A 12,413-nucleotide genomic window follows, 5' to 3' on the forward strand; every position below is an offset into this window, starting at 1 on the left:
TAACGTGAAGCGGACGCAAGTACACGGTGTCCAAAAAATGGGGGGAAGGGATCAGGAACCTCGCGATGTCTGATGTCCCCCCTCCCTACCAGGCCCCCGAGTCCTGATTGCACAGGATGGCGCGAGGGCGAGCGGGTAACAAGGCCTGCATCGTAACTCAGGCCCCGGCTTTGTAGGGAGCGGGGGAGCAGGCAGGGCTCGTTTCCTCTTGTGCCGTGACCGGCTGAGGGGCTGTGCGCGGGCGCGCTGGATGGTGCCCTGACGGCTCAGGGGTGTGGAGAGGCCTGATCGGGAGCTTCCCCCCCCCCCCCTGCCCTGCCTGCTCCCCTGCTCCCCACAAAGCTGGGCACTCCTGACGAGGAAGGCGATGGGGACAGAGAGTGACTTACCGGCCCTACTGCTTCTGCAACCGATAGAGCCGGTTGGGGCGGGTGCTGCCTGAAGGATCAGTGAAAGTAAACGATCCGCCCGAATCGATAGTCGTGGTGCCGATAGCTGTCCAGGTGTTGAGATCTTGTGAACTCAGGATGCTATATGTCTGTCCCTTCTGACCTGTTCCGCTCAAGATCACCGGGCCGCCAGCCGAAGTCTGGACCTGGAGCTCTGCTGGAAGAGCGACCGGGATATCCTCTAGGCGATAAATACGGCTTTTCTGGCAGTTGCCGACCGGATCAGTGAACTCACCCAACCCGTTCGCGCCGAGCGTCATGGTGCCGATAATCGCCCATGTCCTGAGGTCTTGCGAGCACACTACCTTATAACTCTGGCCAGGTTGGCCTGTGGCTGTCAAAGTCACTGAGCCGCCGGGCACCGCGTGAACTTGCAGTTTGGGAGGCATGGCCAAAATACTGATCGTCCCCAGTGTGGTGTTCGCTTCACGACCCCGAATAATCAGTTGGTGCGCCCCCGCCGAAAGGGCAAATACTTTTGGGGCGTACTGCGACGAGGCAGGAGCGCCATTGCCATTGCCTCTCCAGGATACGGTCTGCTTCGTCAGCGATGTGCTGACTGGGATGTCCCAGATCATCAAGGGATCGGTCGGCTCTGCGTCAATGTTGACGTAGAACGAGTTTTGACCGTCGTTGGGCGCGCGGACGAGTGCCGAAACAAGGTAATTTCCGGCATGGACGATGTTGAAGTTGTAGGCGGCCCGACCACCGTTGTTAACCCCCGTCAGTGCCAATTGGGACAAAGTTCCATTGCTGGCAATGAAGGGGGCGCTGAACGTGCCGGAGTCCGCGGCAAAGGTCGTCCCCGACGGCGGCTGCGCAGCGGCGACGGACACGTTTGCGGCGGCAGAGCTGACCATGCTGCCGGAGCCATAAATGACCTTCGCGCTCACGCCGTAACTACCCGCGCTCACATTATTCCAGGAATAGCTGTATGGCGGCACGCCATCTGACCCGAGCAGCTTCGTGCCGTTATAAAACTGAACCTGTGTGATCAAGCAACCGTTGGAGACAACACTGGCGGTTAACGGAATGGTGGCCGGCGGGCTATAAACTGCGCCATGGGCTGGCGATGTCAGCGCAATAGACGGTTGCGGCACATGGGTAACCGTCACACTAACCGGAGCGGAGGCGACCGTGCTGCCGGAACTATAGACAGCTAGCGCCGTCAGGCTGTAGCTGCCGGGGCCGACATCAACCCAACTGAAGGTGTAGGGCGCCGAGGAGCGCGCTCCGAGCATCTTCGTGCCACTGGAACCTTGTACATAGAACTGCACGCTAGTGATGCTGGCGCCGTTTGGGTTAACACTGGCAGCAACGTTGATGGTTGCTGGCGCCAGGAACCCCGCGCCGTTGGCTGGTGAAGTCAGCCAGATGGAGGGAGGCGCACTCGGCCCCGGGATAGTGCAGTTGACCTCGCTGGAGTAATCGCTCTCCAGCCCGTTGGTGCTGAAAGCTGTAACGGCGAAGTAGTAGGTCGCGCCCTGGACGAGATTTGAGGCTGTCACAGTGAGAGCCTTTCCCGCTGGAATGACATTGGTATAGTTCCGGCTGGCGGGCCCCAAATAGAGGCGGTACCCTGCTATACCCGTGCTCGGGCTGGGGTCCCAGGCAAGGGTAACGGCGCTCCCCCCATGGGAGGATGAGGCGAGCGTAGCCCCAATCAGAACTGTGCCGAAGCTTCGAAACAGACTGCGAAGGCAGGCCAGCCGACGGGAAGAATCGCCCGATCGGTCGAGTTGGAACAGATCGCGGATCCGGCGCTGGTGACGCGGGTTCATTCAGCGGGCTGGAGCCAACTTGCCGGGCTCACGCGTTACTGCCCATACCACTCTCGGAAGTGAACACAGGTTCATGGCGCCAATTTGCCCCAAAAGCACGTTGGCGCTACAAGGAAGGTCCTTGCAGAACCTTAGGAAAGACCCTTGGTACGAACCAAGTGCCCCCAGGAGCCGCGATGGTCAGGATTCTTGCGACGCCAGCCCTGTCTTGAGGGCGAAGCGGACCAACCCGGGGATGTCGAAGATATTGAGGCGCTGCATCAACTTGGCGCGGTGGTATTCCACAGTCTTGGGGCTGACTTTCAGGGTGAGCGCGATTGCCTTGGTGGTTTGGCCCTCGGCGATGAGTTGGAGAATCTCGCGCTGGCGGGCCGACAACTGCTCGACCGGGCTGCGAGCGTGAGCGATTTGGTGCAAGGGAAGTTGGTTTCGCAGGCGCGTTTCGATTTCCCGGCTAAGATAGATTTCTCCGCCGGCCACCCGTTGCACGGCTACCTTCAATTCCGCTATAACCGCTTTCTTGAGAACGTAACCGCGAGCGCCCACCTTTAACGCGCGCCAGACATACTGGTCATCATCGTGCCGCGAGAGAATGATTACGTGCGATTGCGGACAAGCCTTGACAATGCGTTCAGTCGCCTCCAAACCGTTAAGGCCGGGCATGGAGATATCCATCAAGATCAGGTTGGGGTGGGCCGACTTGGCCAGGTCTATGGCCTCACGACCGTCATTGGCCTCGCCGACCAATTCAACGCCGGGGAGTTCCCTAAGTGCCTGGCTAATGCCGCCGCGAACGATCGGATGATCATCTGCCAGGACAACACGAATCGGCTTTGGCGACTTCGGTTTCATATCAAGCCTCCGTCGTCCGCCATCTCAGCGGGAACCAAGCATGTATCTCAGAGCCTTGGCCGGGTGCGGACTTGCATTCAAAGCCGCCGTCAGTGAGCGTGGCGCGTTCTTCCATGCTCAATAGGCCCAGGCTGGCGCCCAGCACCGCCCGTTCCCGGACCGCGGCGGCATCGAATCCGATACCGTCATCACGCACGAACAGATGCAGAAAGCCGTTTTGTCTTTGCAGTTCCACCTTTACGCTGTGAGCTCGTGCGTGCCGCGACACGTTAGTAAGAGCTTCCTGGGCGATGCGGAAGCAGGCGGTTTCTACGACCGGGTCGAGACGCTGGTCTAGAGTGTCGGCCTGAAATTCGACCTGAAGCCCGGCCGCTGCAGCCTGACGGTTGATATACCACCGCAGCGCCGGCTCCAGCCCCAAATCGTCCAGCATGGACGGTCGTAGATTCAGGGACAAATCGCGCACTTGTCCGAGCACGCGCTCGACAGCTTGAAGACTTTCCTTCAGACGCACCCTAAGTGAAGTCCCTCGTGACGATTGCACCACGGCCTGAAGATTCATCTCCGCCACTGTAAGTGTCTGCCCCACCTCATCGTGGAGTTCTCGCGCAATGTGCCGTCGTTCCGTCTCCTGGGACTCAACCAGGCGACGCGACAGGAGTTGCAGCTTCTCATTGGATTCCAGAAGCCTGGCTTCGGAGCGCTTCCGGTCGCTGATGTCCTGGTAACAACTGACAACGCCGATGATCAAACCCTCCGAGTCGCGTAGCGGAACCACATTCGCCAGGACCGGAACGCGTGTCCCATCGGGGCGCCCAATGATCAACTCTCGGTTCCGCAAAGGAGTGCCCGTGCGCAGCACTTCGGCTGCCGGCGATTCGGCATGGGGCATTGGCATACCGTCCGGGTAGAAGAGCAATTGTGCGCCGCAGTAGCGGTGGTTTGGGGCCTGGTCGCCCGGATCGTAGCCCCACATCTCGACGGCTGTGTGATTGTAGAGTTGGAGACTGCCGAATTGATCGCAGACACACACGGCGGCAGGCAGCAGGGGCAGTTCGCGGATCATGTGATCCCGGGTCTGTAACGTCTCTTCGGTGAGTCGCTGTTGGCGGTCGCGCTCTTGAATGGCTTGTGCCATTTGGTCGAAGGTGCAAGCGAGCTGGCCCAGCTCATCCTTGCCGTGCCGGAGACCTGTGCGGGCGCTGAGCACGCCGCTGGCCAACCGATCGCTGGCTCGGACCAACGCCTTCACGGGCCGAATGACCAGGAACGTGCTCCCCGCCCATCCGAGCGTGAACGCAAAGCCGGCGGCAACGCCAATCCAGCTTAGACTCTGAATCAGCGCACGGTTTGGTCCAGCAAAGAGGACATGTTTCGGAATGCTCAAAATGGTGCCCACCACTTCCGGCACCAGTTGACTGTCCCTGCACGCAAATGCAAAGAAAGCGGGAGCGCCGCTGGTGTCCTTGGCCTCCACGATACCATCCTTTTGACTGAAGACTGTCTTTACCAATGCGGGATTCGGGAAACGGTGGCCGCTCGAAAGCCTTGACGCGGGATAACGCACGAGTATTGTGCCGTCGCGGTCAATCTCCGTCCAAGTCGCCCTGGGCCGAATTCGCGCCGAGAGTTCTGATCTGGCGCGTCCCAGCCACTCCAGCTTGACAGTAGCAACCACCATAGCTTGGACGCGCCTGGATTCGTCGAAGACTGGATAGCCAAAAGAGACGGCCGGCTTGCCGCTTCCGGCATCAACTGCGTAATCGCCGATCGCAAATCGTCCGCCACCTGCGAGCACCCGCCGGAACAACCTGCGATTTGCCTCATCACCGGGTTCGATATACGTGCGGGCGCTGGCCAGCACATCATTGTTGCTGTTAATCACCCCCAGGTTGGCGTAGCTTGGGTAGCTTGCGAACACGTCGTTCAACGCCGACTTGCAGGCCTCGCGGTTGCCCGAGCGCACCGCGGACATCTTCGAGACCCTAACCAGCAATTCCCGGCTCTGTTTGAGCAAGGCCTGCTCTGCCTGGTGGGCGAGCGGGACCATCTCATGGGCCTGCTCTTTCCACACAGACTTAACGCGTCGCCTTTCTTTAGCCGCGGAATGCAGCGCCACACCAACTAGTGGCGCGCACACCAGCAGAACTAGCAGTAACAGGCGAAAGCGCAGGCCAAAGATGATCCTGCTTATAGCATTCATCGCCTTTCGCACAGTGTAATGTAGCACGGACCAGCGGCTTGCAAAGCGCGCTCTGCTGGAATGCTACCGCCGCCCAAGGCCGGATTCAGTCGTCGGTCCCCGAGTAAGGTTTCCGCTTGCGCCGGGTGTGGGCCTGTCGCATGGTGCCCAGGAGAGAATGAAGATTTTACTTTCGCCACAGAGCTTGCTCGAATCGGTCTGCGCAATCAGCTTGGTTCTGGGCACCCTGAACTTGTATGCCTCGGAACCGGTTATGCCCGCATTGAACCTCCTGGCCAGCCAACGACCTCTTGTCATTGCCCATCGCGGGTATTCCGACTTTGCGCCGGAAAATACGCTGCCGGCCTTCAAGCTCGCCGTGGGGGCCGGGGCTGATCTCGTTGAGCTGGACTATCATTGCACCGAGGATGGCAAGCTGGTGGTCATCCACGATCACGTGCTGGATCGCACTACGGACGCCACGAACCGGTGGTCGCAGAGGAAGATCAAGGTGGAGACGAAGACCGCGGCGGAAATTCAGAGCCTCGATGCGGGCAGTTGGTTCGATGCAAAGTATGCCGGCACACGCATCTTGATGTTGGCGGAGGCGCTGGACGTGATTCAAGCCGGCGGGGTGACTTTGGTTGAGCGAAAGACTGGTGCTCCGGCCGATTGCATCAAACTGCTGCGGGAAAAGGACCTAATCAACCGGGTGATAGTTCAGTCGTTTGATTGGGAGTACCTGCGCGGCTTTCATGACCAGGAGCCGGCCCAAGTGCTCGGGGCACTTGGGCCTCCGGAACGATTCGCTGACGGGAAGAAGCCAGCCGGCGTTGCCAAAGAGCTTAGCGTTATTTGGCTGGACGAACTTGGCAAGACCGGGGCGAAAGTTGTGGTTTGGAACCGCCAGGTTTCCAAGGAGGCTGTGCGCGCCGCCCACCGGCGGGGACTTAAGGTTTGGGTCTACACCATCAATGAACTGGAACTTGCCAACGACCTGCTCGATATGGGCGTGGACGGCCTCATCACGAACAACACGTCCTTGATGTGGAAGGCGCTCGCGCTGCGCGCGAGTTAACGGTCCCGACTACTCTTTCTTTGCCGCCTTCACCTCGAGGTGGAGGTCGCGCAACTGGCGCGCCGACACGGGCGCAGGCGACTCGGTCATAAGGCAGGTTCCCTTGGCAGTTTTTGGGAACGCAATCACGTCCCGGATGCTGGTCGTGCCGCAGAGAATCGCGCATAGCCGGTCAAAGCCAAGGGCAATGCCACCATGCGGCGGGGCGCCGTACCGGAAGGCGTCCAGCATGTAACCGAACCGCAACCTGGTTTCCTCCGGGGGAATTTGCAGCACCTCTTCAAACACGGTCTTCTGCACGTCCGGCTGGTGGATACGAATTGAACCGCCACCCAATTCCACACCGTTCACGACCATGTCGTAGTGCTGGCCGCGCACCTTCTTCGGATCCGTTCTGAGCATCGGAATATCCTCGGCAACCGGCGCGGTGAACGGGTGATGGCTGGAATACCAGCGGTTCTGTTCCTTGTCGAAACTCAGCAGCGGGAAATCCACCACCCAGAGGAAGTCAAATTGATCGGCCGGGATGGTGAGTGTCCCCTGCCCTTTCAAGACCTCCGCACAATAGAGGCGAATCTTGCCCAGGATCTCGCACGCGGTAAGCCATTGGTCAGCGGCGAACAGGATTAAGTCCCCCTCCTCGACGCCCAGCTTGCCGCTCAGCGCCGCCTTCTCCGCATCGCTGAAGAACCGCACGATGGGCGACTTCCACTCGCCGCCTTCGACCTTGATGTAGGCCAGGCCCTTGGCGCCGAAGCTCTTGGCGTATTCGGTCATGGTATCCATTTGGCCCTGCGTGACAGACGCCAGGCCTTTGGCGTTGATGGCTTTGACAACGCCCTGGTTGGCCACCGCGCCGCTGAAAATCTTGAACTTGCTGCCCCGGAACTCCTCAGTGAAATCCACCAGCTCCATGCCGAAGCGTGTATCGGGCTTGTCACTTCCGTAGCGATTGATGGCTTCCTGGAAGGTGAGCCGCTTGAATGGCGTCGGCACGTCAATGTTCAAGGTGCTCTTCCAAATTCGCTTCAGCAGCCCCTCGATCAAGGCATAGATATCCTCGCGCTCGATGAATGACATCTCGATGTCAATCTGGCTGAATTCGAGCTGACGGTCGGCGCGCTGATCCTCGTCGCGGAAACAGCGGGCGATCTGGTAGTAGCGCTCGATACCGCCAACCATGAGGATCTGCTTGAACTGTTGCGGCGATTGTGGCAACGCGTAAAACGTCCCCGGCTCGCGCCGGTTCGGCACCAGAAACTCCCGCGCCCCCTCGGGCGTGCTCTTGAAAAGGACCGGCGTATCGACCTCCAGGAAGCCCTGCTCATCCATGTAGAGCCGCGTGGCGGTGGCCGCCTTGCCGCGGAGGCGGAGGTTTCGGGTCATCTCCGGTCGGCGTAAATCGAGGTAACGGTGCTTCAGACGCATTTCCTCGTTCACCTTGCTGGCGACTTCCGGGTCATCCACCGGGAAGGGCAGCACTTCGGCGAAGTTCAGGAGATCCAGCGCATTGGCCATGACCTCGACTTCCCCCGTCGGGATCTTTGGATTATTCGTGCCGGCAGGACGCGCGCGCACTTTGCCGGTAATGCGGACCACGCATTCGCTGCGCAGCGACGCGGCCTGCTCGAACAGGTCCTTGGGCAGGTCGCATGGGTCGAACACGGTCTGGGTGCGTCCCTCGCGGTCGCGGACGTCAATGAAGATCAGCCCGCCAAGGTCACGCCGGGAATGAACCCAGCCGTCAAGGACCACGGTTCGGCCAATATGCGCCGGGCGCAGCTCGTTGCAATGATGCGTTCGTTTCATGTTTCAGCAGAACGTGGGAGGCGGGAAGCAAAACCCCGTGCCCGACAACCCGAGTTCAAAAGCGAGAGCAGATGTTGCCGAGGAACGGCACGATTTCAACTGCAAAACGAGCACTGATTTGCTTTTGCGCGCCGCGCGGACTCAGCGCTGCGCGGGTGAGTCCCGGCTGCTTCGGGCGCGGCGCTCGCTCCGCAATATGGCTTTGAAGAATTTGTAGCCTGAAAAACAGTCGCGAGTTGCTGCATGTTTTTTCGGAAGACCCGAATTACCAGGCATCATTGCTGAACTGCACGATGAATTATGCCCGGAGACACAATCGGCGGCTTCGCCTGGCCCGCACTGCTGTTATGCTGGCCGCCGTCACTTGCCTGGGGTTGAGTCCCATCTGGTTCCGTGGAAGAGAGCATCCCCGGGACACCCGCGAAGCAGCTGTTCATACCCGGACGAAAACGATGGAGTTCATACCGGGAACGGATATCAGGCTGCTCACCGATGAAGAACTGCTGAGCTTGTGCTCCGGACGACCAGTGGCCTGGATCGGGCAAGGAGATCAGCGGAGCTTCATTGTGCTGGACGCCTTCCGCGCTTCCAAGTAGTCGGCATCTCGTCGCTGCGGCAACAGGATCACTCCGTATACGCAAGCAGCTTTGCCGAAAATCGGACGGTCGCCGCCGGATTCTGTATGGTGATTCCCAGCGTATGCTCTCCCGGGGTCAAAGCAGCCACCTCGCCGTCGGTGAGTTCGAGAAACGTGACGACCTCCCCGTGGCGTGGTTGAATGCCTGCCCGGGCGCGCCGGTGAAATTTGCCGTCCAGCCAGGTGACACAGTTGATTTCCGAACGGAACAACTCCGCGTGGCCGTTCAACCTCTCACGGCGAGGCGGTTCGGACGCCTCTTTATGAAGGGCGCGTATTTCCAAGACCGCGCGCCGCGGCGAAGATTTTATCGTAAATTTTTGGACCAGCCCCAGCGCCATGCCCGCGTCGTTGGCGGCCAGGCTGGGGCCTGACCAGGGCAGACGGATCGTCCGGGTCTTGCTCGCTTCGAAGTTCGGCTGCGCCCAGGGCGCGGAACGCACCGGGTCTGCCGCGGGTCCGGCTACCCGCGAAATTGCCATGGCTTGCCAGGTTCCCTCTCCCGCGAGTTCGGTGTAGCGGGCGGGACTGGCCAGCAGACGGTGGATCTCCCTAAACTTTGCGGGCGGCAGCTTGGAAACCTCTCGATCGTAGGTTAACCAGCCGTTGCATTCGTGCTCGATGTCGCTGATCTGCGTGTAAACAAAACCCTGGTAGCCGGCGCGCTGGGCAAAATGCCGAAGGTTGCGCATGTAGAACGGATACTTGAGCGCCAGGTCGCTTGTGGAATTAAAATTCATCCGCCCGGCCGCTCTTTCCAGCGGCGGTCCCGGCGGCTGTTCCTGGCCGGCGTGCCACTTTTTTCCCGGCAGGAGAAGATTGTGCCCGCCCACCTCCCCGAACATCCGCGCTCGCTTGTTTCCAAAACCATCCTCGATCGGCGCGCTCGGGTAGAACGCATAATCATGAATGTCGAGAACATCGCCCGCGCCGTAATCGGTCCACCCGGAAGCGCTGATCACCACCCGCGATGGATCGAACTCCTTGACCCAGCCCGTGTTCTGAACGGTGTCATGCTGCCCCCAGGCCTCATTGAACATAATCCACGCGGCTATGGACGGATGGTTGTGGAAATCGCGCATGATCTCTTGAAACTCCGACTGCCAGTTGAGCGCTCCCGCGGGGTCAACGGTTTGCCCGTATTTTGGCGTGCAAACCATGTCTTGAAACACCAGCAAACCGATCCTGTCCGCATGGTAATACCAACGGGAGGGCTGCGTTTTGATGTGCACCCTGGTCAGGTTGCACCCGATTGATTTCAAATACTTCAGGTCGTATTCGATCGCCTTGTCGTGCGGCGGCGTAAGAATCCCATCCGGCCAGTAGCCCTGGTCCAGGGGCCCGAACAACAGCGGCGCCGGTTTGCCGTTGAGCAAAAGCCGGCCGGCGGCATCCCGGCCAAACGTCCGCAGGCCCGTGTAGCTCCCCACCCGATCCAGCGTCTTCCCCCGGCGCAAAAGCGACAGTCTTATGTCATACAGGTGGGGCGACTCCGGCGTCCACAGCCTGTGCCGGTCAATGGTCACCGTCCCGCTGATGTTCGTGCCGCCCGAGCAGGCATACCTCGCCGGCTTCTGACCGCCCACGTCGATCACCAACTCGCAGCCGTCGGCCGCTCCTGTGATCCACGCTACAAAATCAAACCCATCCAGGCGCGGTTCGACGCGCCATGACGCGATGCGGGTGGCGGGCACGGCCTCAAGCCACACCGTCTGCCAAATGCCCCCGGTAGGTTGATAGCGAAACCCGCGCCTGTTCTCGGGCGTGATCTGCTTGCCGAGCGGCTGGCAGTTCTGTTCCGTGCCGTCCCAAACACAAACGTGCAGCCGGTTGTCGCCCTCCTGCAAGGCGTCGGTGATGTCGAACAGAAACGGATCGTAGCCTCCTCGATGCTGGCCCATGCGAGTCCCGTTCACATAAACAGTGGTTTCCCAATCGCTGGCATCGATGTGCAGCAGCACCCTTTTCCCCTCCCATGCCTGAGGGACGCGAAAGTTCCTACCATACCAAAGCCGCTCCTGCGGCCGCAGGACATGCATCACTCCCGAAAGCGGCGCGTCCACCGCGAAAGGAACGAGAATCTTCCCCGCCCATGCCTCGGGGATTTGGCCTGATGTCATCGTTTCCGTTTGGATGAAACCCTGGACTGAGACGAAATCAACCTTCTCAATTTTGTAATCCCACAGTCCGTTCAGAGAAAGCCATGAATCGCGTTTGAATCCCGGGCGCGGGTGCTCCGGCAACGGCTTGTCCGGATTGACCCGGCTGGTCCACCGGGTCGTTAGTGGCGCGGGCGCGGGCTTCCAATCTCCGGGCAGGGCGGTGGAAATGCCAGGCAGAAGGGTAAGCGCGGCATGAATCAGCCGCGCCGAGCGTAGTATTGTCATGAGTTTAGGGATCCGGAGAAGTCAGGCAGGGCGCATTCAAAGCTCTCACTGTTCGAACTCTCGCGTGGCAACGTAGGCCTTCCGCGCCCAGAACTCAAGATCAACCCTGGGCCAGTCACTTCGAAACAAGGTGAATGATACCCAATCGCCACCGCACTGGACATAAGGCATGCCTCCGCTGGCGAGGGCCCGGGATTTCATACGCTCGTCCAATCGGAAAGCGACCGTGTTCATGCCGACGGCAAACGCCATGATGATACCTTTGGTGGAAGCGGCCACATACCGAGACCGCTGCGGATCAGGACAAAAAACCTGGACGTCTCCCAGCGGCCGCAAGGCCGCGGTCAGCGCCTCCGCGACATCCGAATGCGCGGACAAGCCTTCGAGGTGGTCGAGCACCTGCCGATTGATGCTGGCCTGCAGTCCGGCTGGAACATCTTGCGCCATGGATTGCCTCGCCAAACCAAAAAAAATGCTACTGAATTTGCTTTTGCGCGCCGCGCGTACTCAGCGCTGCGCGGGTGAGTGACCGTCAGCACACTACCGTCAGGGTCCCGGGCTGGAGGCTCGACAGGGCGGCTATCACTTTGGCCATTAAGGGGCGGGTGTCCGCGAGCCGGTTGCTCCGGGCCTGGAGCGCGATGACGGCGAGGTGAAACCGGGCCAGGTTCTGCTGGTGCACCATGTTGCTGTCCATTGTCAGCAACACGTCGAACCGCTTCTCGGCCTCGGCTAGGAGCGCGCCATTCTTGAGACCCGCCCAGCCGATGAGCGGCACCGACTCGACGGTGTGGCCGGGCAGGTCGCGTCGCAGCCGCCAGTCGAGGTTCTCGTCCAGCAGGATGTTCACTCAGGCGGGCTGGAGCAGTTCTTTACGGGACTCTTCCAGCACCGCGAGAACCTGGGCCCGTTGCACGCTTGGAAAGCCCTCCAGGAAGTCGTCAATGGAGTCGCCCGCCTCCAGGTGGTCGAATAAGCTTTGGACCGGCACCCGTGTGCCGACAAAAACGGGTGTGCCCCCGAGGATGTCCGGATCCCAATGAATAACCGATTCAAGTTTCACGGTAAGAGATTACGCCGTTTTCCGTGCGCCAGCAAGGATGGTCTGACGTCGGAAGCCCTCGCCGCCCAGGCACCACCCACGCCGTAACCCCTTGAGCGCCTCGGGGTCGGTCTCCTCCGCGCGCCGCCGCTCCATCCACTCCTCAAAGCGCTGCCGCCCGGCCGGCGTGTCCTCC

9 protein-coding genes are annotated in these 12,413 nt (G+C 60.3%); 1 reads left to right on the forward strand and 8 read right to left on the reverse strand.

All coding sequences use genetic code 11. The annotated features are described in order from the left end of the window. Positions 1-394: 394 nt before the first annotated feature. The 3 genes from P5205_21805 to P5205_21815 form a co-directional block, all read right to left on the reverse strand. Positions 395-2,230, reverse strand: coding sequence for an Ig-like domain-containing protein (locus P5205_21805; protein ID HSA12998.1), 1,836 nt, complete (start codon positions 2,228-2,230; stop codon positions 395-397). A gap of 180 nt (positions 2,231-2,410) precedes the next feature. After that, the gene (locus P5205_21810; protein ID HSA12999.1) at positions 2,411-3,082 is read right to left on the reverse strand and encodes a response regulator transcription factor; all 672 of its coding nucleotides are present in this window, start codon (positions 3,080-3,082) and stop codon (positions 2,411-2,413) included. Between the two features lies 1 nt (position 3,083). Next, the gene (locus P5205_21815) at positions 3,084-5,285 is read right to left on the reverse strand and encodes a histidine kinase (protein ID HSA13000.1); all 2,202 of its coding nucleotides are present in this window, start codon (positions 5,283-5,285) and stop codon (positions 3,084-3,086) included. A 157-nt stretch (positions 5,286-5,442) separates the two neighbouring features. Between P5205_21815 and P5205_21820 the strand changes: the two genes are divergently transcribed. Further along, positions 5,443-6,342: a glycerophosphodiester phosphodiesterase family protein gene (locus tag P5205_21820; GenBank protein ID HSA13001.1), complete on the forward strand. Its 900-nt coding sequence runs from the start codon at positions 5,443-5,445 to the stop codon at positions 6,340-6,342. A gap of 9 nt (positions 6,343-6,351) precedes the next feature. Here the strand turns inward: P5205_21820 and aspS are convergent, their stop codons facing one another. From aspS to P5205_21845, 5 genes are all read right to left on the reverse strand, one after another. After that, positions 6,352-8,151 (reverse strand): aspartate--tRNA ligase, encoded by a 1,800-nt coding sequence (aspS, locus tag P5205_21825; GenBank protein ID HSA13002.1) that lies wholly within the window; start codon positions 8,149-8,151, stop codon positions 6,352-6,354. Positions 8,152-8,775: 624 nt separating this feature from the next. Beyond that, positions 8,776-11,175 (reverse strand): glycoside hydrolase family 2 TIM barrel-domain containing protein, encoded by a 2,400-nt coding sequence (locus P5205_21830; protein HSA13003.1) that lies wholly within the window; start codon positions 11,173-11,175, stop codon positions 8,776-8,778. Positions 11,176-11,220: 45 nt separating this feature from the next. Beyond that, positions 11,221-11,622, reverse strand: coding sequence for a hypothetical protein (locus P5205_21835; protein HSA13004.1), 402 nt, complete (start codon positions 11,620-11,622; stop codon positions 11,221-11,223). An 85-nt stretch (positions 11,623-11,707) separates the two neighbouring features. Further along, a complete protein-coding gene (locus P5205_21840; GenBank protein ID HSA13005.1) occupies positions 11,708-12,025 on the reverse strand; it encodes a DUF5615 family PIN-like protein in 318 nt (105 codons plus the stop codon). Then, a complete protein-coding gene (locus P5205_21845; protein HSA13006.1) occupies positions 12,026-12,238 on the reverse strand; it encodes a DUF433 domain-containing protein in 213 nt (70 codons plus the stop codon). Between the last annotated feature and the right edge of the window lie 175 nt (positions 12,239-12,413).

The sequence above is a fragment of the Candidatus Paceibacterota bacterium genome (assembly GCA_035452965.1).
Classification (GTDB): domain Bacteria; phylum Verrucomicrobiota; class Verrucomicrobiia; order Limisphaerales; family UBA8199; genus UBA8199.